The organism is Ureibacillus galli (genome assembly GCF_014836845.1).
In the GTDB taxonomy this organism is placed as follows: Bacteria; Bacillota; Bacilli; order Bacillales_A; family Planococcaceae; genus Ureibacillus; species Ureibacillus galli.
In genome coordinates, this window is record NZ_JACSQA010000026.1 from 1 (window position 1) to 21106 (window position 21106).

General features: G+C 34.2%; 26 protein-coding genes. 14 read left to right on the forward strand and 12 right to left on the reverse strand.

The features are described 5' to 3' along the window. Positions 1-241 precede the first annotated feature (241 nt). Complete coding sequence (locus tag H9636_RS14470) at positions 242-691, forward strand: nuclease-related domain-containing protein (protein WP_191708281.1); 450 nt, start codon at positions 242-244, stop codon at positions 689-691. Between the two features lie 411 nt (positions 692-1102). On the opposite strand, the gene H9636_RS14475 is transcribed toward H9636_RS14470, so the two are convergent. Both H9636_RS14475 and H9636_RS14480 read right to left on the reverse strand, forming a co-directional pair. Continuing rightward, positions 1103-1414, reverse strand: coding sequence for a DMT family transporter (locus H9636_RS14475; RefSeq protein WP_191708282.1), 312 nt, complete (start codon positions 1412-1414; stop codon positions 1103-1105). 2 nt (positions 1415-1416) lie between these two features. Further along, entirely contained in the window at positions 1417-1764 is a 348-nt protein-coding gene (locus H9636_RS14480; RefSeq protein WP_191708283.1) for a DMT family transporter, read from the reverse strand. Between the two features lie 34 nt (positions 1765-1798). Between H9636_RS14480 and H9636_RS14485 the strand changes: the two genes are divergently transcribed. Next, positions 1799-2644, forward strand: coding sequence for a LysR family transcriptional regulator (locus H9636_RS14485; protein ID WP_191708284.1), 846 nt, complete (start codon positions 1799-1801; stop codon positions 2642-2644). Between the two features lie 145 nt (positions 2645-2789). Here H9636_RS14485 and H9636_RS14490 read toward each other — a convergent pair whose 3' ends face one another. From H9636_RS14490 to H9636_RS14510, 5 genes are all read right to left on the reverse strand, one after another. Beyond that, positions 2790-3260 carry a hypothetical protein gene (locus H9636_RS14490; protein WP_191708285.1) on the reverse strand — a complete coding sequence of 157 codons (471 nt, stop codon included), beginning with the start codon at positions 3258-3260 and terminating at the stop codon, positions 2790-2792. After that, positions 3232-5367, reverse strand: a complete 2136-nt coding sequence (locus H9636_RS14495; protein WP_191708334.1) for a site-specific integrase — start codon at positions 5365-5367, stop codon at positions 3232-3234. Before H9636_RS14495 ends, H9636_RS14490 begins: the two co-directional genes overlap by 29 nt. A gap of 5 nt (positions 5368-5372) precedes the next feature. Beyond that, complete coding sequence (locus tag H9636_RS14500) at positions 5373-6719, reverse strand: tyrosine-type recombinase/integrase (RefSeq protein WP_191708286.1); 1347 nt, start codon at positions 6717-6719, stop codon at positions 5373-5375. Positions 6720-6744: 25 nt separating this feature from the next. Next, the gene (locus tag H9636_RS14505; protein ID WP_191708287.1) at positions 6745-7290 is read right to left on the reverse strand and encodes a helix-turn-helix domain-containing protein; all 546 of its coding nucleotides are present in this window, start codon (positions 7288-7290) and stop codon (positions 6745-6747) included. A gap of 273 nt (positions 7291-7563) precedes the next feature. After that, on the reverse strand, positions 7564-8040 hold the full coding sequence (locus H9636_RS14510) for a hypothetical protein (protein WP_191708288.1): 477 nt from the start codon (positions 8038-8040) through the stop codon (positions 7564-7566). Positions 8041-8355: 315 nt separating this feature from the next. Here H9636_RS14510 and H9636_RS14515 point away from each other — a divergent pair, with 315 nt between their 5' ends. After that, a complete protein-coding gene (locus tag H9636_RS14515) occupies positions 8356-8577 on the forward strand; it encodes a hypothetical protein (RefSeq protein WP_225230246.1) in 222 nt (73 codons plus the stop codon). Between the two features lie 61 nt (positions 8578-8638). Continuing rightward, positions 8639-8788, forward strand: coding sequence for a hypothetical protein (locus H9636_RS14520; protein ID WP_191708290.1), 150 nt, complete (start codon positions 8639-8641; stop codon positions 8786-8788). Positions 8789-9243: 455 nt separating this feature from the next. Here H9636_RS14520 and H9636_RS14525 read toward each other — a convergent pair whose 3' ends face one another. The 5 genes from H9636_RS14525 to H9636_RS14545 form a co-directional block, all read right to left on the reverse strand. Beyond that, positions 9244-9501 carry a hypothetical protein gene (locus H9636_RS14525; RefSeq protein ID WP_191708291.1) on the reverse strand — a complete coding sequence of 86 codons (258 nt, stop codon included), beginning with the start codon at positions 9499-9501 and terminating at the stop codon, positions 9244-9246. Positions 9502-9996: 495 nt separating this feature from the next. Continuing rightward, positions 9997-10446: a hypothetical protein gene (locus H9636_RS14530; RefSeq protein ID WP_191708292.1), complete on the reverse strand. Its 450-nt coding sequence runs from the start codon at positions 10444-10446 to the stop codon at positions 9997-9999. Positions 10447-10713: 267 nt separating this feature from the next. Continuing rightward, positions 10714-10902, reverse strand: a complete 189-nt coding sequence (locus H9636_RS14535) for an Imm70 family immunity protein (RefSeq protein WP_318241031.1) — start codon at positions 10900-10902, stop codon at positions 10714-10716. Positions 10903-11389: 487 nt separating this feature from the next. Next, a complete protein-coding gene (locus H9636_RS14540) occupies positions 11390-11695 on the reverse strand; it encodes a hypothetical protein (RefSeq protein ID WP_191708293.1) in 306 nt (101 codons plus the stop codon). A 15-nt stretch (positions 11696-11710) separates the two neighbouring features. Then, positions 11711-13225: a hypothetical protein gene (locus H9636_RS14545; protein WP_191708294.1), complete on the reverse strand. Its 1515-nt coding sequence runs from the start codon at positions 13223-13225 to the stop codon at positions 11711-11713. Positions 13226-13500: 275 nt separating this feature from the next. Between H9636_RS14545 and H9636_RS14550 the strand changes: the two genes are divergently transcribed. The 10 genes from H9636_RS14550 (at position 13501) to H9636_RS14595 (ending at position 21031) form a co-directional block, all read left to right on the forward strand. After that, positions 13501-14232 (forward strand): MATE family efflux transporter, encoded by a 732-nt coding sequence (locus H9636_RS14550; protein ID WP_191708295.1) that lies wholly within the window; start codon positions 13501-13503, stop codon positions 14230-14232. Next, positions 14225-14410 (forward strand): hypothetical protein, encoded by a 186-nt coding sequence (locus tag H9636_RS14555; protein ID WP_191708296.1) that lies wholly within the window; start codon positions 14225-14227, stop codon positions 14408-14410. The genes H9636_RS14550 and H9636_RS14555 overlap by 8 nt, the downstream gene beginning before the upstream one ends. A 357-nt stretch (positions 14411-14767) precedes the next feature. Continuing rightward, positions 14768-14992, forward strand: coding sequence for a GAF domain-containing protein (locus H9636_RS14560; protein ID WP_318241032.1), 225 nt, complete (start codon positions 14768-14770; stop codon positions 14990-14992). 18 nt (positions 14993-15010) lie between these two features. After that, positions 15011-15991 carry a PucR family transcriptional regulator gene (locus H9636_RS14565; protein WP_191708298.1) on the forward strand — a complete coding sequence of 327 codons (981 nt, stop codon included), beginning with the start codon at positions 15011-15013 and terminating at the stop codon, positions 15989-15991. Positions 15992-16077: 86 nt separating this feature from the next. Further along, positions 16078-17529 (forward strand): aldehyde dehydrogenase family protein, encoded by a 1452-nt coding sequence (locus H9636_RS14570; protein WP_191708299.1) that lies wholly within the window; start codon positions 16078-16080, stop codon positions 17527-17529. 11 nt (positions 17530-17540) lie between these two features. After that, positions 17541-18206 (forward strand): NAD(P)-dependent oxidoreductase, encoded by a 666-nt coding sequence (locus tag H9636_RS14575; protein WP_191708300.1) that lies wholly within the window; start codon positions 17541-17543, stop codon positions 18204-18206. Then, entirely contained in the window at positions 18158-18415 is a 258-nt protein-coding gene (locus tag H9636_RS14580) for an NAD-binding protein (protein ID WP_191708301.1), read from the forward strand. Before H9636_RS14575 ends, H9636_RS14580 begins: the two co-directional genes overlap by 49 nt. A gap of 59 nt (positions 18416-18474) precedes the next feature. Beyond that, positions 18475-19671: a M20 family metallopeptidase gene (locus tag H9636_RS14585; protein WP_191708302.1), complete on the forward strand. Its 1197-nt coding sequence runs from the start codon at positions 18475-18477 to the stop codon at positions 19669-19671. 31 nt (positions 19672-19702) lie between these two features. Beyond that, the gene (locus H9636_RS14590) at positions 19703-20572 is read left to right on the forward strand and encodes a DUF3100 domain-containing protein (RefSeq protein WP_191708303.1); all 870 of its coding nucleotides are present in this window, start codon (positions 19703-19705) and stop codon (positions 20570-20572) included. A 3-nt stretch (positions 20573-20575) separates the two neighbouring features. Further along, positions 20576-21031, forward strand: coding sequence for a hypothetical protein (locus H9636_RS14595; RefSeq protein ID WP_191708304.1), 456 nt, complete (start codon positions 20576-20578; stop codon positions 21029-21031). Positions 21032-21106: the final 75 nt, after the last annotated feature.

Here is a 21106-nt window from a genome sequence, read left to right on the forward strand (position 1 = left end):
AAACAATGGACATTAAAGAAGATGACTCCGGTAGCATACCGAAGCCATCTAATCGCCGCTTAAAATAGGTGGCGAACACCCTTTTAATTAAACTGTCTACTTTATAGGGTTCAGTTCACTGTAGCTTTGGATGCTCTTTTTTGTCCAAAACACGAATCTTACTAACCAGGGAGTTAATTTTAGAGATGAATAACAAAGATATAGCGAAGATTCTAAAACAATTTAAGTTGGATAAGAGTGTGTGCGAATTTTTTCTGAGAGGCATCAAGAATATCATGTATTTTCTAACAAAAAATTCTCATACTGTGGTCAAAGAGGAGAAGTTGATGTTTTAGTAATATCTGTTCAAGATATTATTATAATCGAATGTAAAACTCCACTAAATCCAACAAGTAATTTTGAAATGCGCGCAAGTGATGAACATATCAACAAGGCTGCAAAACAACTTGATCATTGCAGAGCTGCGTTTATGGATAAAGCGTTAAGAAAGAAGTTACTGAAAAATTTGAGTATTCTAGATAAATCTCGAAATATACATACTTGCATAATTTTTGGAAATAGACTCTTTAATGGATATTCAGTTAACGGTCATCCAATACGATATTTACGAGAACTTGATATGAAAAAGTACTATCATTCATGGAAGTGCTTTAAATTACTGAGTACATTAGGTGCCCCTTCTTTTGATTGAATTCATATTATTTTGTCATATACCTTAGAAAAGGGATTTCAAATAAAAAAGCGTAATTCAAAGTAGACGAGAGAGCTAAAAGCTTTTCACATTCCTACATATTCAACAAAACCAGCTAATAGTTTGTCAAGATTTTTCAATAAAAAATATAAAACGTACATGATATACTAAAAAAGTGTATAGCAAATAAGCCTTCCATAATTAATTTTATTAAAAGTCAAGAAAATGTTTAAGTTCATTTAGAATTAAATAACTAAATATAATGTCACACATTTAATAAGCCAAAAGAAAGGATAGATGACAGGAAAGAAAACCTGTATTCATCTATCCTTTTTGTACAACAAATGACCTCATTTACCACAACAACGTTTTGGCTCGTTGTTAAACTAAAGCCCCCGTTAGTTGAAGAAGTCAAATCATATCCAATAATACTACCCCTGCCATAATAGAGATTATTGATATGATTTTTCTCCTATTTTTCGATTCACCAAATAAAATAATTCCTAGTAATGTCGTACAAACAATTGTTAGCCCAGCCCAAATAGAAAATACAATTCCTACTTCAATATATTTAGTAGCTAAAGAAATAAAATATATGCAAGCTATAAATGACACAAAGGCACTAACAGTTGGTATCTTTACTTTGAAACCCTTTGACAATTTAACACACATCTGTCCAGTAACTCCCAGTAAAATTCCTAGCACTAAAAAGACGTATCCCATTATTAAATCCCCTTTATTTTTGTTTTTTCTATTTTATTTTTTAGATTTATTGAAACTGCCCCATATATAATCAATCCAATCCCAATTATTTTCAATGTAGATACCGATTCTTCAAAAAACAATATACCAAAGATTGTTACTAATACCGTTCCTGTACCTGCAAAAACAGCATTTATTATTCCTACTTCACGACCTGCTGTTAATAAAATATAAATAGCAATAGATGAACAGTAAAAAGAAATAGCTAGAAGAGTTGGTATTAAGACAGTGAATCCATTTGATTGTTTTAAAAAGATAACTCCAATAACTTCAAGTAGGATTGATATAATTAGTAAGATATAATAAGCCATAGATGAAACCTCATTTCTAAGGGAAGTGTATTTTTTGAGATTTAGTTCTATTGAATATTTTATTGCTGTGGCAGAACACGGTTCACTCAGTCGTGCTGCTAACCATCTTTACATAACCCAGCCAGCTCTAAGTAAACAGATTAAACTTTTTGAGAAAGAACTTGGATACAAACACTTTATTCGTTCCCACCAAGGTATGACACTTACAGAGAGTGGAAAACTGTTATACAAAGACATTCAACCAATATTACTTGCTTTAAAAAACAAGATTAAAGAACATAGTAAGATTGAAAAAATTCGTTTTGGGGTATCACCTTTTTTAGCAACCTATTATCTCCCAGAATTAGAAGGGGAAAATCGCATTCCAATTGAACTTACCATAACTAGGGAGGAGTGTTTTGAATTCATTTCTATGATTGAATTAGGCGAAATTGATTCAGCCATTGTACAAGACTATCCAAATCACTCTGGTCTTTTTTCAAAATTCCTATATGAAGAAGAGTTTAAAATCGTAGTTCCTAACGGACATCCTTTAACGACAAAAAACTCGGTTACTATTAGTGAATGCTTAAAGTACCCCCACGTTTTGCCACCAATAGAAAGTCGTCTATATGAAAATGTCCAATCATTTATTGAAGAAAAGGGAATACATCCTGAAAAGTTAATTTCAGTTCCCTATCCTTTAATTATTGATTACGTTTCGAAGGGCTACGGTATAACATATTTACCTTCCTTGATGATTCAAGACCACCATTATCATAATCTAAAGTTCATACGATTTAAGGATAAAGAGTTGATTAGAAAATTGTATCTGTTTGCTAGCAGTCAACGAATACTTGATATTGTTTGGAATCAATTAAACAACAATTCGCATATATAAATTCTAATCGCAAAACGCAATATTAAAAATTGAAAAAATGGAATAAGGGTATAACTTATAGTTATACCCTTTGTTATATATTTCCTTATTGAACTAACCTGCTCCGTTAGTTGAATAAGAATAGGCGATACTTCCAATGTATCACCTATTTAAACATCTCAAAATGATTCGCTACCCACTTTGTATTATTTTCTGCGATATATTGCTCCGCAAGGATTAGCCTTTGCACCAGTTCTTTTTTCGATAACTTCATGTATTTCCTTTGTGCATTTTCAACATTTCGGTTTGGTTTCACTTTACGAAAATCTATATCTATATCATTATTGAGGGGAGTTTTGGAATTTTTGCTATTCTCTTTTTGCTTATACGTCAGACTATGTTGTTTATAATACTCATACAACTGTTCATTTGTCCGTATGGTATTCGGATGGATTCCTTTCCCCTCGGGATCAATTTCTCTTGAAATATCACCTACATTTGTATAGGTTACAGATTCCCCTTTCTTAAGTAATAAATCAATTGATTGTTTCCCGATTTCAACTGAACGGTTACTACGTTTTTGATGACTTTCTTTTAGCCACGGTCTATTATTTGTCGAATTGAATGTGTGGCTCATATTTTTCTTCCTCTCTATATTTCTCTATAAGTTCAATTTCTTTTAACTCATTACGGGCTTTTTTACGAGCAGATCGTAATTTTTTTACTTCTACTTTTTTCCCCATTGAATTATAAAATTCTTCCGACTTCTTATTCCAATCAATAAAATCATTTAGTTCTTGCTTTTTTTCAGGTTGCGGTATTTTTGCGTGGCAGCCGACACACTCCATCTTAATAGGACACACATGATCAGTGACACAAGCCCCACCTAATACATCATTGAATACACCAACTTTTTCTTTGTATTCTTCAATTTCTTTTTCAAGTTCTTCGGGATTTCGTAAAACAGCTTCATCTAAGTCAACGTAGTCCGAAATAACATCATGTAAATCACTAACAGATTGAGCCACTTGGCTTGGTGTCGGTTCTGAATAATATCCAGTTACGCCTAAATCTCGTTGATGTAAGATTTTCGCAACAATATCAATCGGTAACTTTTGTCGTTGAACAGCTTCAGTAGCGAAAGCATGACGCAATAAGTGCGTTTTAACTGTAATCACCTTACCATCTTGTGTTTCAAAGTTTAATCCATGAAGTAAGAATCGAAGGCATGAATAGACTGCATGATTGTCAAATGCTTTGTTGTGATATTGGAAAATAAAAGGTTTAGGATTGGTGAATAAATGTTTCCGACTGTAATAATATTTAACATTTGGAATTTTTTCATTATCATAATGAGATTTAAGAAGTTTTATAACCTTGGCAATTAACTTCATCGTTTGATCACTAATATAAAAGGACTCAACTTCATCTCTACCTTTAGGTATAGCGTAAAATGAATAATGAAGCTTATTATCAATCTTTACCGATTTTAAGCATTCCTTTGTATAGCTAATTTGTAATAGTTCATTAAGCCTTGCCCCTGTTGTTGTTAGTATATCTAAAGTTAATAAACCGAAGGTTACTGCTACGTATATAGGTTCTACATCAAATAAAATCCCTTCTGCTATATCTTTATTGCGAGAAACAAAGGTACTTGAAGTGATTATTCCTTTATGTCGAGAAGCGAAGGGGAGAGGGTTTTGAGTATAACCATCATCACCATATCCCCACGAATATAACAATTCTCGTTTTTGTTGTATTTCATCATCACTTATATTTTTAAACCAATCTCCAATAAGACCAAATTCAAAAAGCTCCATAAACCAAAGACCTTCTACTTCTTCGTTATCACCTATTCGTTCTGCTTTCACGAACTCTACAAAGTAATTATTGTTTTCATCTGAATATGCGCGTGTACGTTTAATTGCTGATTTTAACGACGATGCAGGGAATTGGTCTTGATGATTCAAAACAAACGATGGCTTGTCCCATAAACGAAAATAAAAGCGTTTTCCTACACGTTCGGGTTCGTTATAGTGAAACTCTAAGGGAAGTTCACAATTTGTTGTTTTAGCTTGTTCACAAGCCTTTAAATATGCTTGTCTTAATCTGTTAAGTTGATTCCAACGAAAATGTCCTTCTGCTCGAATTTGAGGTAGTAACGGTACAATGACATCCGTTTCACTCTTACGAGTGTTTTGAGCCTGCTCCTTAGCTGATTTAGTAAATGAAAAATCTCTTGAATCATAAGTTGGCATTTGAAATAAAAATTGTTCAAAATAGGATTGTTGTTCATTATTTAATGTTGATGTTATCCATTTCTTTGTGTTATAAGAAACTGACCTATACCATTGTAAAAGATTCGCTCTCATATTATCCGAGTGTTCCTGATAAATTAAGCCTTTTAAATACTGATACATATGTGTTTCCACATTAAACTTTGTTATGTTGTTCAATTGAAATACTTCAAATAAATTATTAAATCTTGGATTGAGATTTTCTATAAGAATTGATATTGATCTGACATCTGCCTTTTTATCAGTATAAACTAATACAGAAAGTAATAAATGATTATTCCAAGGCTTATCTACTACATTACGAATATAGTAATTCATATTCCTTTCATTAATTTTATCTAAAAGGTATATACCTCTTGCATCTTGCAAATGAAGAAGTTGCTCATCCACTTTACCTAATAATTGCTCATAAAATGGGGATTTTGGCTTATCTGTTAATACGGTCAGTATAATCACTCCAATCCATCTAATAATTCTTGTATGTCATCATCTATATCATCAAAGCTATTTTCTATGACTGTTAAGTTTGTTTTCTTTTTATGTTTGTTTTTTTTATGTTCCATGTATTCTTTTTCTTTTTCAGCCATACTCTCAAACATTCCATCATGGGCTTTCCGATGACTTTCTTCGTCAAAGTAATGTTCATATACCTCGATGGTTTTTTCATCTTTCCATTTGATATATTTAATAAGTTCATTCTTCTTTTGTTTGATCTCTGCTTCTGTGTTAGAAGTATTATAGATTTCACGCAAACTTGAAGTAACGAACCAATGTCTTGTTTTATGTGGATTTAGTTTAATCTCACATTCTTTCATCGCCTTATTCCAATGGTAATACCATGACTCATAACTAAATGGAGTGCCGAGTTCCGTAAGGAATATCGGTGCTTCATCAGGCAAAGTATCAAAGGTCTGTTGTAAATCAGCAAATCGCTTTCGTTCTGAATTGATATATCGCATGAGTAACTTGACCGTATCTTTGCTAAATCGAAGGAACTTTACCCTTTTCCCATGACTACCTTTGTTGAATGTACTTGCTTCCTGAAAGGATTTACGGGAACGATAATCTCCAATCGTTAGTTCAATCACTTCAGATGCTCTTGCTCCTGTTTCAAAAAGCATACGAGCAATCACAACTTCTCTTAATGACCAATTTACTTTTTTTCCTGCTTGGTAAACCTGATAGGGAAGGTGAGTATCGCCAATGATTTCAGGTTGCCATTCTTCATTGATTAGTTTGAAATAAGAATCTGTTAATCTTCTATGTGGTGTAGCATCCTCTGTACCTGCTTCTGATGGCATACGGGGTTTATCCTTCCTCACACCTTCGGTATTACTTTTATAGTCATTTAAAATCGCATATGAATCTATGAGGGGATTTGAGTAATTATATTGCTTTAAGTGAATTAGGGATTTATAGAATGACTTTAATGCCGATAGAAATCGATTAACGGTGTTAGGACTTTTTTTTGTTAGATTAACAAATCGAAAAGTTTCTTTTTCTTTTACTTTACAAGCCATTTCAGTCATAAGGTAATCTTCTATCGCTATTCGTATAATGTCTGGTGAATCATCCCAATTCACTCGGTTTCCTTGAAAGTTGCTAAATTGATCTAACCATGTGAAAAAGGGAAGAAGGCATTGAACATACGAAAGAGCTGAACTTTTGCTTATTCTTCCAACACAATCATGATAATGCTCCGTTAATGGAAGAAAAGGATGATTTTGTCGATTAAAAACTAATAATTCAAAACGACTTTCCACACCATCAGGGCAATAATCATACCAATATTTAGACATGAGAATAACACCTACTTTAATTAAGTTAATCTTCAAGCCAATTATAGAAAGGGATTTTGGGTTGTTGGTTTTCTACTGCATTAAACTGTTCTTGATATTCATTTTGTGATAACTCATAAACCCTTTTGCTTTGCTTCCTTGGCATCTTTATAGGAGTAGAAGTAGGACTCCAATTCTCACGAATTGCCTTACGAATGAATCCATCAGGATTCTTTACCTTTGATGCTGATTGTTGCATAATCAAAAGAATCTCCAAGGTTCTTTTAATTCCTACAACAGATAAAATAGATAAAATTTCATCAGTAGGAGAAGTAAGAGTGACAGCCTCATATGCTAATTTAACTAACTCCAATTCATCAGAACTCGAACTTATTTCATCTTCCTGTTGTTCTGTACTGTTAATCGAGATAACATTGTTTAACTGTAGTAAATCCGATTCAAGTATTCTCCAGCCTTCTTTGTCGCTATTTCTATATGAGTTAGGTAATTTCCCTGCTCGTATCCAACGCTTAACGGTTTCTTCATGTTTACCAATCAGATCAGCTACTTCTTTGACAGTGTATTCTCTCAACTTTAACACCACCTTTTTAGAATGTATGTTCCGAGAATATATGTTCTTATTTATTGTACCACAAATTGTTGTTGTAGCTATACTGTTTTTTTCTCCATGTTGTGGTAGTAAATGAGGTCATTTAAGAGGTCTAATAAACAAAAAAGTACACCACTAAATATAAGTGATGTACTAATTATCATATAATGTGTGACATTAAAGGTAAGTTGCTGTTCTTATAATAAAAACATACATTCACTTATCTTTAATTTTACAAAGTACTTGGAGGGGTTTTTAATTTGAAAAAGTAAACTCTTCTTTTAATGGCTCAAAATACGCTCGAACCTCTTTTCCCTTATCATGATATGCTTGAAAAAGTTCTTCAACTTCTTGAACACTATACGTGTAATGTTTTCTATTGGATAGATTTGCAATTAAATTCATGTCAGAAAACACTTTGTTGATTCGATTTTCTGCTACCCTTTTAAACTTCTCTTCTTTAGTTTCCTTCGATGTATCTCTTTCCATGTTCTCTGCAAATTTAAAACATGGCTCTTTAAGGGGTTGTGAAGTTGATTGTGATTCAAAGTATGCTCGAATCTCTTTCCCTTTATCATGATATGCTTGAAAAAGTTCATCAACCTCTTGTTGACAATACATATAATTTTTCTTGTTAGATAGATTTGCAATTAAGTTCATATTGCTAAAAATTCGAGACATGCGTTTTGTTGCTATCCTTCTAAATTTTTCTTGTCTAGTTTCACCTTTCAAATTAAATCCTCCTTGCAATATTAACTTTCTGTCAATAAGGATAATACCACAATTATATGTATTTGTAGAGTTTTTTTAATTATAATTGAGGTTACCCTTGTTGCGGATTTATTTCAAACGTGATATATTGAGTTAAACCTCAATTAGGTTATTTTATAGAACTTCGAGGTGAATAATGGAGGTTTGGTTTTGGGGTGAAAATTATGAAAGAGGTGAGATTAAATGTTTAAAGATGTATTGGACAAGCTTCTAAAGAGTGAATACTCAGCAAGAACGATTCGCAAGATCCATAGTCAAGAAAAGAAAATTAGGGGAGTGAAAAACGTTCCTCATTATAACCTTGAAGAGGCAGCTAGAAGAAAGTTAGAGGAAATTTTCGATGCTGGTAATGTGCATAATAAGTATGCAAGAGAGACATTAATTGCTTTGCAGTACTGTTCAAACCATCATCATTATTTAACAGATGCTTTATTGCTAGACGATATTGTCAATCATAAGAGAATTGTTTTTAACAATTACCTTATCGAACATAGTTAAGCTAAATAGAGAGTACCCTAGTTAGTTACTCTCTTTTACAAAATATAATCTGGAGTGGAAAATGAAAAACAAAATCAAAGTGGTAACCCAATTCTTTTTTGAGACGGTTATAACTCTTCTACCATTTACCATTATTTATTTGTTACTAGGTAATTGGTTATCTGGGGTAACGATTTCGGTAGATATTATGAAGAACGATGGAACCCCATAACACGGAAAAAGGCGATGGATGGAAAGATGTGGTATTTTCTCAAAAAAAAATACCTTTTTAATTAAATGCCTTGGTTTGCTAGTGTTTTTTATTTCTTTGTCAATTTTCTGGGGTAAGGTGGAAAATGTCATTCCTCGAATAGAATTTTTGGGAGGTTTAATTAATTTACTCCTCATAGGTCTTTTAATCGTATTTTGGTTAGGTACAACTTATTTAAGTATAAAGGTATATTTAGCCTTGTTTAAAAGAAATAAGTCATGGATTGCTAATAATCTAGCTTACATGATAGGTTCTCTAAAACTATATAATAAGACAACACTAAACGCATAAAGGCAAAATTAAAAATGAGTCCGGTGCAATACCGAACTCATGATACCCAAGCTGACTAAATGATATAACCGTGTCTAACTTTTAGGTCACATCACTCTTACCCATCAAGGTTTTATTCGTAGCTACTATGATTCAAAAGCTGTTTTTTCTGGAAATATACCACCTTCTCTAACAAGGCAAACTGCCAATCTTTGAGCAGCTCGATCAAAATAAAACTTAGAGGGAATATTTTGATCTGGTAAACTTTCTAACTCTGAAAACCTCCTGGTTATTTTATTTTTATTTAACTCAATTTTCCCCATAATCTCTTCATTTGGTCCAAATTTGTAAACTACAGTTTCATCATCTTCATATTCCTTTAATAATAAAACATACGAAGCCAATTTTACTCCTCCTCTGGTGGATACCAAGGACGCCCAGATTCAACTGTTTTATCATGTGCGGTCCTGTAATCCGTTTTGAATATTCCTTCAAATTCCGATTCAAAAAGTTCATGGTTAAATAAATCAATATCATTCTTGTTATAAGTACCTTCTTGAGGCCTATCCCAAGCTTGTGCAATTTGATAATCTGATTCAAAGCGTCCAATTCCATGTTCTTTTATGTGCTCTTTGATAAATAGATGCTACTTGATTCTTTGTACCCTCTGTTCGGTCAATCCAGTATTCTGAGCTATTGACTGGACATCCGTTTTGGATTTTCTAAAGGATTCATACATCTCTTCTGCTTTATCAAGTTGCTTTAGATATTCATCAATTGAAAGTTCCCTGCCCCCAGTTTGAACTTTATCCGTCCCTTTTCTATGTACACAGTACTCCATGATAGTACACCCATCATGAATTACTTACTTTCAAACACTTATTTCTTTTTCTAAAACACTAGCCTTTATTCTGCTTTTTAATCATTTCCATCCCGTTCATAAATCTCTTAATAGAATCCCCATCCTTCAATAATTCACTTAAATATAGTAATACATCAAACTCTTCAGGGTCTGCATCATAATAAATCATTCCTGGATCAATAAAAGGCTCATAAACTATATTACAGATATTTTGTCCTCCTATTGTTACACTAAAACATCTTTTCAACTTTGAAACATAACTATTTATACAAATTAGATCCTCTATAGATGTTTCAAATGATTTTCCATTGTAGAAAAAAAATAGTGTGTTATCTATAACATAAATACCAACTACCTGTCCATCTTCACTAAATCCTCCGACGCCTTGTCTAATCAACTGTACTTTATTTTTTTCAACAATTGAATATCCGCTATGCTCTAATATAATATACGTCCCTGTTTTAGAGTAATTATTCATTACTATCATAAGTTGATCCCTCCTAATACTTTAATCCTAATAGTGTATTGATTACATCATCTTTTTGCATTGATTTTTGTATTATATTTTCCCATACTTGTTCATCGGATTGATAAATTCCTTTATCAATGTATGAATCTCTTATCTTATTAAACATACTCTCCAAACGTGCGTTAGCAAGAATGACAGACCTTTTCCTTAATACGAAAATATCTGAATTAAGAGTGATGTATTCGGCACTCCATATCGTAAAAAAACCATGGGGTAGCCCATGGTTTATAGTTTATGAATATTCAAATCACATTTATCTTCTTCTGCCACATCCATCGCTGTTCGTATCACTTCAAAAAATGTTTTCCCATCAGTTGTTACAAAATAGTTCGCAAGATTAGTTACTTTGGAACTTATTTTATCGCCCCAGGGAGGTTTTTGTATCCAACGATGAAAAAATAAACTTGATATTATCTTACAACATCACTTGAAAGTATCTCTCCGTTAGTAGGGTCTAATAAGAACCTTCTTCCGTAAAAATCAGACACAAAAACATCATTACCATTCACCATTAGGTTTTCAAATGGCAACTGGTTTTTTTAAGGGAAAACATCACTAACACTCTGAATGGCAACTTTATTTCTCCATCTTTATTAATTCCAAATACATTATTTAGATAGCTAATATTATTAGGTATCTCAAGTAATACAATTAATATGTTATTTATATCTATTACATAGCGTATATTGTGGTCAAAAACTATTTTATTTTTTTCTACGACAAGCTCGTTTTCATTTCGAATAAACTTTATAGACAATTTATTCACTTCTTCATGGTAATGGTCTTGGATTTTTGAAATTACCAACACGCTGGCCCATTAAATCAAATTGTTGTCCTATTCGCGATCAATTGTATTGGGCAGCAACATCCTTTGACATAAGAAAAGTAAATATTTACGATATCAATTTTTTAATAAATTCCATAATTTATCGTTTAGTTCGCTAATAGGTTTGTTAATCATAATTCTTTCTTTGGTATCTTCTTTCCAGATATAGAAATCAGTTAATCCACCTCTGATAGGATAAAGGTCTTCAACTAAAGAATTTATCCTGTTTTCTTTTAACTCATTATCAGAATTGGATTTAATAATATTCAATATATCTTCAAGTAGAGCTATTTGATAGGAAATCTGTCCGTTATTATACCTTTTTAATATAGATAGTAAATCAATTACAGTGCTCTCAATATTATTTATTTTATTATCCATAATATCAACTCCAAATTATTTTAATGGCCAAGAACCTATCACTTTAACACCTTCTTCAATGTTCCAAGGTTCTTTAATGTATATTTGAATAATATCCAATCCCCCCTGGTAAATACCACCTTGGCTTCCGACTGGACCTTTGTAAATTGTGGTTCCAGCAGGAATTTCAATTTTAAATACTGTATTTAACCGAGATGTTCCGGTTAATACACCATTTTTATCAATCCACTGTTCTTTAACTGCTGTATCTATCCTTACTTCTGCAATTGAACTAGGGGGTTTTTCAGTAAACCACTGACCTAAAGGACTATTAATATCACCTGCTCTATAAAATATTTTAGGTTTAGTTAAAACCTCTATATTATATCTACCACCATAAAAATTCTTATTCGGTTGCCCTCTAAATTTTGCCAAAGGGCCAGGATTATTTAAAGAATTATAATCATAACTGTAAAAATCATCATATTTTGAAACTGGATTAGGTTCACTAGCTATTTTATTAGCACCTATACCCTTAATGTTTCCCTCATCAATTTTATCAACAGGCTTTGTAGTATTTTCTGTTTTAACGGCAGTTTTAGAAAGGCCTTGAAAATTATCTAGCCCCTTCATCATTGTAACTCCTGCACCAGTTGCAACACCAGTTGCGGGCATCATGTTGAGTCCATTCCCTGCAACATTTGTTAGCTCTTGAATATTATTTTTTATTTGATTTAGATATTTATCAATGGAAAGATCCTCGATTCCTGCTTGGACACTCCCTGAAGTCTTGTTTGTTAAAACTTTTATATCATTACCATTTTTAAGGCTTCCCGTTTTCGGAGTAGCACCTTTTAAACCAGCAACTGTTGTAACCACTCCTAAACTATTTAACCAATGTTCTTTTGAAAATGGATCTTCTGGTAAAATAGCTTCTTTTGCTGTATCAGTGAAACCAAGGGTCAAATAATTGAAGAAATCATATGTAGAGTCGAACTTCTTTTCATTTCGACTTTTTAACCCTGAATTCAGACCGTCTAACGCTCCTATTGAGAGATAATTAAAGAAATCATAAGGGGAATCCAACGCCTTTTCACCACGTTCTTCAAGTCCGTCGAAAAAATCCTTCCCAATCTCTTTAAAGCTATTCCACGTTTCAATAAATGGATTAGAATCATCTGATTCACTTGTATCCGATTGGGCGTCGTTTATTTTCATACTATCATTTTCATCAATACTTTTGTTATTTTTCCCAATCACATTAAGTAACATAGGAACTTGCCTAGCAATTTTCTGTTCAGCCTCTGCATACTTATCCATCGAATTTTGAAGGAAAGATACTAACTTTTGCATATTCTTTTCAATCGTTTGTAATTCATTGGATATTTTGTACAATTGATCCCCGATTCCGTGTCGTGCTTTAATACGGTAATCGATTTGAGATCGGATGGATGCAACTTTATCTGTTGTATTCGATACTTTCGTCGTAACTTGTGAAAAGCTAGGGGTCAAATCATTAACTCTATCGATATCGACTTTTAACTTTGACATGAATGTCCTCCACAAAATTGATTATGGATAATTATATCAAATTTGGAAAATATAAAACAGATAACTAATCCCCCCATAAGATATTCCCGCAGTCTCCATGCATGAATTTTAATGAAAGTTAAAAACCTTAATTATTAGGGGTTTGGCATTTTTTTATTGTAATGTTTCACCTGTTTGCAGTTAATTGTAGTTAACAAAGGAAAGGATTCATATACTGGATAAATTTGTTATAAATTAATGTGAGGGGCTTTCGCGGAAATGAAGGTGATCCAGTGATGAATTTCAAAGAAATTGAAAAAGCATTAGTTCAATTAATAAAAATTCTACTTTATTTTGCCATTGTATTAATAATGGTTTATTTAATTTGTACTATATATAATTGGATTATCAGTTGGTTCTTCAATGAACTTAAAATAAAGGATAAGTTTATGTACTTATTTGGAGATATGGATATTAAACATCAGATTGCTCTACCATTTTTTGTGGGCATTATCGGTAGTTTTTCGACCTCACTCATTATGTTATTAAAAGGGCAAACAGACGTAAAAATAACGTTGTTTCATGGTTCCTTAGAAATTTTTAATTGGATTGTAGCGGTTGTCACTGCTTGTTTATTAGGCGGTATTGCGGGTGTTGGAGCAGTCAATATTTTGAATAGCGATGGTTCAGTGACGGAGGTTTTAGTTATTGCGCTTGTCGCAGGGTTGAGTGGAATTACTTATTTAAAAGGCATTGCTTTAATGAGTGGTACGGAAGAAAATGAGATTTTTAAGGCAAGAGTGGATGAAGTCATTGATAATGGTCAAGTGCTATTAACGTTTGGGGAAATACCTAATAATGAAATTTTAGATAGTTGGGAAGACTTTATTCAAACATGGGTCGAATATCATGTTGATCAATTTAAAAACGATAATCCCACACACACGAATGAGGAATTTCACGCATATCTTATAGAGCTAGAAGAATTAATTGATAGGATATGGAAGGGAGATGAGGTGGATGGATAATTTAAAGCCCTCTGATGTAAAGAGTATCAAAAATATTATTCGGAAAGCTCGTAAAGCAAAATCCTTGAGTGAAATCAATCACTACAATGAACAGTTAAAAAGAATTGACGCGAAAAATCGAAGAAAATCAGTAACAAATAGTATTCTAGCAAGATATAAAAATAGTGAATCATTATAATTTTGTATGAAATAGAACCCTACATATCTGGAAATGTAGGGGATTTTTATTTTTCTGTTATATAATGACCATTCGAGTAATTGGACATAAATTGATTTTGGTTAATTTGAGTAGAGTAGGATAACCAAAACGAAAAATAAAGGAATCATCCCCAAGATGCCCAATATAAGTATCGAACGTTTCGCAGCAGAACGTAGTATTAAAGAACAATCAAGTGCATTTAAACAATTAAGAAATAAGTTAGCAGACACTAGGTAAAAATCTACCTAGTGTTTTTTTAATTACACAATATTATGAATTTAAATGCTAAACTATTATTTATAATAACCACCATTAACATAATAGAGTAGGTGTCCGATTCTTTATCAAGATTCCTGTCTTGGTGTTTTGATTGTGGATAACTTTAACCAGGATGGGATTTTTTCCGATGCCGATTTAGAAGTCATTCAAATTATTGCGGATCAAAGTGCCATCGCCCTTGAACATTCTCGGGTTTATCAAAATTTATTGCAAAAAAATGAGATGTTATCGAATACGATTTCCATTCATAAACAGTTTTATCAATTCATTATTGATGGGTAAGGCATTGGACAGATCCTTTTGTTATTAGAAACTTTAATTGGCTCGAAAGTCGTTCATCGTGAGACGAATCTTTATCATGAGGACAGCAATTATTATCCGATTGTACGAAGTCATGAAATACTCGGCGTATTAGAACTAGAAAGGCCCTTCGAAACATTTTCTGAATTTGAGCAATTAATTATTGAACATGCCTGTTCTGCCATCGCCCTGGAATTAACGAAGAATAGTGCATTACTGGAACAAGAATTTCATTTTAGACAGGAAATTTTTAATCAACTATTACATGATCTCACCAACTCTGATTTAAAACGAATCTTAACCTATTTACAGTGGAATGAAGTAAGTGATATCCAATGTATCATTATTGAAGGTTCAGCAAATCCGTTATGGGATCGCAATAAATTAACCGATAAACAATGGTTAGTCCTTTCTTTCGAAAATATGTTAAAAAGCATTTGTACGAATAGCTTTATCGTGGCGAATGCATTTCAATTGATTGTCGTTTTACCTGATTTGAAAGGCGATCAACTAAGTCAAATTATTAACGAGATCGAGATGATTGTGGGCAAAGAAAAACAAGTGCTCATTGGAATTGGGCGGAAAACGAGTATTCAACAAATAGCCATTTCTTATCATGAAGCGATCCAGTCTATTAATTACGCAAAGACGACGAAACAATCCCATATTGTGGAATATGCCAAACTCGGTATGGAGCGGTTGTTCCATGATTTAGAACCCCAAAGGATTGAAATTTTCATTCAAGATAAGATTGGCAAGTTATTAAAAACCGACTTCCTTCTAGTCGACACGTTACTTTGTTTTATCAATCAAAATAAAAACCATAAAGAGACAGCTAAAGCGTTACATATTCATGGGAATACGTTATATTACCGGTTAAGAAAAATAGAAGACATCCTACAAATCGATTTGAATGATGAAAAAGAGTGGGTTGATCTCGTTATCGCTGTTCAACTATATGTGGCGAGTCACAAAAAGTAATGTTTATTTTTGTGACTTGCCACATTCATTTTTATAATTTTGAATATTAAAATTATTCAAAATACAGAGATGAGAGGTGCACTAGAATGACCGAAACGTATTTTAATTATATTAATGGTGAATGGGTTCAAGCAATATCAGGTGAAGTCTATCCAAGTATTAATCCTGCCAATGCAGATCATATACTTGGCTATTTTCAAAAATCCGATCAAAGAGATGTCGACATCGCAATCGACGTTGCAGAGAAAGCTTTTAAAATATGGTCAAAAATTGCAGTGCCTGAACGGGGAGAAGTATTATTTAAGCTCATTAACTTATTGGAAGAACAAAAGGAAGAACTCGCTACAATCATTACAAAAGAAGTAGGGAAAACATACAAAAACTCCCTTGGTGAAGTACAAAAAACTATCGAAGCAATGAAACAATTTAGCGGGGAAGCAACCCGTTTAACAGGAGAAACAATTCCCTCCAATGACCCAGATATTTTCGGATACACTGTGAGAGAACCTTTAGGGGTTGTCGGGGTAATTGCGCCTTATAATTTCCCCCTCGGTATCGGGATTTGGAAAATTGCACCGGCAATTGTTGCAGGAAATACCGTTGTGTTTAAGCCAGCAAGTAATACTTCTTTAATTAGTATAAAAATTATCGAGTTATTTGAAAAAGCGGGTGTCCCTAGAGGGGTTATCAATATGGTCACAGGGCCTGGTGGCGTCATTGGACGAGCTATTGGAAATCACGCAAAAATTAAAGCGGTGTCCTTTACTGGTTCAACAGAAGTAGGCTTGGCTCTAGGACGAGCTGTAACGAACCGGGGAGGAAAAATGCAAGCGGAGATGGGTGGAAAGAATGCGTCGATCATACTAGAAGATGCCAATTTAGATGAAACGATTCAAAATGTCGTCATTAGTGGTTTTTTTGATAATGGACAACGTTGTACCGGTACAAGCAGATTAATCGTTCCAAGAAGTATTTCAAAAGAGGTTATTGCTCGATTAGTTGAGGCAGCAAACGCTCTAACCATTGGTGATGGCTTTGATGAAAATGCTGATAATGGTCCAATCATCGATGAAAATCAATTGAACTTGTATTTAGAACATGTGAACGACGCTATTCAAGATGGAGCAGTTCTTGAATGTGGTGGGAAAAGACTAACGGATAATGAGTTGGATAGAGGGTACTTTATAGCACCAACCGTGTTCAGTAATGTCAATCGAGAAATGCGAATTTTTAAGGAAGAGATTTTTGCGCCGGTTATTGCTGTTATTGAAGTAGATTCCTATGCAGAAGCATTGGAAGTAGCCAATGATAGTGAGTTTGGATTGTCTTCAACTATTTATACGAAAGATTTAGCAAAGGCAATGCACTTTGTTAAACATATCGAGACAGGTGTGACCCATGTGAATATTCCTTCCAACTATTTTGAAAATCAATATCCTTTCGGTGGGAAGAAAGCGTCGAGTTTAGGACCGCGGGAACAAGGCTCAACAGCGTTAGAATTTTGGACTGAATATAAAACGGTTTACATGAAGGCATAGGAGGGCTTTGGATGACAACGGTTGGAGTAATTGGCTGTGGTTTAATGGGGAGTGGCATGGCGAAAAATTTAATCAAACATCATTACAATGTCATGGTCTACGATATTAATGAAGAGGCAGTGAAAAAGCTAGTAAACGAAGGGGCAACCCCAGCTTCCGCACTTGAAGAATTAGCGGGTCAAGTTGATTATGTCATTTTATCGTTAACATCGCCGAATCTAGTGAAAGAAATTGTTTTAAATGAGGAGACTGGAATTCTATCCAGAATGAAGCAAGGTGCTTTCATTTTGGACATGAGTACCAATGATGTCAATATCACGAGACAAATTCATCAAAAGTCTCAAGAAAAAGGCGTTGAATTTTACGATTGCCCGTTAAGTGGTGGACCAGATGGTGCGAATAATGGAACGCTCACTGTCATGGTTGGTGGGAATGAAGAGCGACTGGATGAAATTCTCCCGGTTCTACAAGCGATAGGGAAACATATTGAATATTTAGGTGAAAGTGGTGCAGGGCAAATCGTCAAGCTATGCCACAACATGGTTGTCGCCGGTGTCATTTCATTATTAAGTGAAGCCTTTTTAACGAGTGAAAGGCAGGTGTTCCGAAAGAAAAGCTTGCCTCCATTTTGCAAAAAGGTAGTGGACAAACCCGAGCGATGGATGTTTTCGGTGTAAATATTCTGGATCACACTTTTGACAATGTGAAATTTTCCTTGGCCAACATGACAAAAGATATTCATTTATATCGAAATCTAGCAGAAGACAACCAAATGGCTACTTTTGTCAGTGAAAGTACCCACCGACTATTTCATTTAGGAAAGAATAAAGGAAAAGGAAACTTAGATTCATCGGCTATTTATGAAGTGCTAACTGAAATTGTGTAAAAATTAAGAATCTATTTTATAAACTTAACATATGAAATAAATAAAAGGAGGTTAATAGAATGCAAACATTATTTGATCGTTTAGAAGAAGTTTATGAGGAGACTGTGGAAATACGGAGGTACTTACATGCCAATCCGGAACTTTCATTTAAAGAAGTAAATACGGCTAAATATATTGCCGAATTTCATGAAATGTTAGGACATGAAACGAAAAGGGGCGTTGGTGGAAACGGAGTGGTTGCGTATTTAAAAGGTGATCAACCAGGACCGACAGTTGCTTTACGTGCCGATTTTGATGCACTGCCAATCTTTGAACAAACGGATTTACCTTTTAAATCCAAAAATGAAGGAGTCATGCATGCGTGTGGTCATGATGGTCATACAGCCACTTTACTCGGTTTAGCAAAAGTATTAAATAAAATGAAGGCAGAACTACAAGGAACGGTAGTCTTTATTCATCAACATGCGGAAGAATTACCTCCTGGCGGTGCTATTTCTATGATAGAAGATGGTTGTTTAGATGGGGTTGATGTCATTTTTGGTACCCATTTACAAGCTCAAATGCCATTAGGGGAAATTGGTTATCGCACGGGTGCCCTTCAAGCAGCACCGGATATGTTTAATATTCGCATTCAAGGGCGCGGGGGACACGGTGCATACCCACACCAAACGATTGATAGTATTGCGGTAGGAAGTCAACTTATTAATAGTTTAAACCAAATTGTTAGTCGGAAAATTAATCCGTTAGATTCTGCAGTGATATCCGTTACATCCTTTGTAGCAGAAAATCCATACAACGTGATTGCTGATCAAGCAGAGATGTTGGGAACAGTTCGAACTTTTAAAGAGGAAACTCGTGCATTAATCGAACAAGAGATGGAAAGAGTCGTAAAAGGCGTATGTGAAAGTGCGAATGCAAGTTATGATTTCACCTATACCCGTGGCTATCCAACACTCATTAACCATAAGGAAGAAACAGAATTCGTAGCAGAATTAGCAAAGAAAGTACCTAGTGTGACGGCTGTAAAAGAAACCGAACCCGTGATGGGCGGTGAAGATTACGCGTACTATTTACAACATGTAAAAGGAACGTTCTTCTTTACAGGTGCACGCAATCCTGAATGGGAAGTGTCCTATCCTCACCATCACCCGAAATTTGATATTGATGAGCGGGCATTATTAATCGCAGCGAAAACGCTTGGATTAGCGACGCTCGAATATATGAAAGTACACGCTAAAGAAGTTCAAGTGAAGTAACTACGAATAGACAGGAAAAGGAGGCAAGTGTATGGAGGGAAATGCAGCAGGTTTATGGAAAGATTGGAAATTACATGTTTTAGTATTAGCAATCGTTTGTGTGACAGAGTTAATTGGTCAGCATAGTATTTCGGTTGGGGTGGGCATTATCTTATTACTGCCGATGTTATATGCCGTAATTATTGGGATTGCGGTTTATTTCACACCCCTTGTAACGAAAAAGCAGTCGGAAAAAGCTGAAACATTAGTATATATTACATTAACGTTATTAATTGCAAAGTTTGGTGTACAAGCAGGTCCAGCTTTACCTCAACTGATTGAAGCCGGTCCCGCTCTTATTCTCCAAGAGATTGGAAATTTAGGAACGATTTTAATCGCCCTTCCTGTTGCCATTTTATTAGGGTTGAAGCGGGAAAGTATTGGTATGACCCACTCCATCGGACGGGAACCGAATTTAGCTTTAATTACTGATAAATTTGGACTGTCTTCTCCAGAAGGTCGTGGCGTCATGTCGATGTATATTTTCGGTACGGTATTTGGCTCCATCTTTTTAGGGTTAATATCTGGATTCCTAGCGACAGCGACACCTCTTCACCCTTATTCCTTCGCGATGGCTACAGGGGTCGGGAGTGGCAGTATGGCTGCTGCTTCATTAGGTCCTTTAGTGGCTGCGTTTCCTGATATGGCTGATACGATTACCGCCTTTTCGGGAGCTAGTAACTTATTAACTTCTGTTACGGGCTTGTATGCAAGTATTTTCATAGGATTACCATTAACAGAAAAGTTATATAAAGTATTAACAAAACGAAAAAATTACAGCGAACCAGAAATAGAAATGGAATCAACTATCGTAATAACAGAGGAAGTAAAAGAAGAATCCAAAACAAAGGTGGTGAAATAATCGATGCTAAAAAATATTCAAGAATGGGTTCTATTATTTGTGATCGTATCTTTTATGGTCATCATCGGAAATTGGATTGGTTATGATGTCATGCCCCTTGAGGCACTTCCTGGAATACTCGCATTAGCTTCAATAAGTTTTCTTGGTTTAATCATTCATCGAGTAATTCCATACAAAGGGATACCGAGTATTGCTTATATTGGGATATTAGCATTTATACTATCAATGCCAGCAGTACCTGGATCTGAAAAAATCGTTGAGTGGACAGGCAAAGTAAATCTACTTGCTATTGCGACACCGATTTTAGCCTATGCAGGGATATCAATCGGTCGTTCCTGGACGGATTTTGCGAAACTCGGATGGAAAACAGTCATTGTCGGGATGTTTGTCCTATTAGGTACATTCTTAGGGTCGGCAATCGTAGCAGAGATTATTTTACGTATGCAAGGTATTATATAAAATTTTATAATGAATCCAAAAAACACCCCGTAAAAGTAGAGTGATTTCTTACTTTTACGGGGTATTTATTTCATA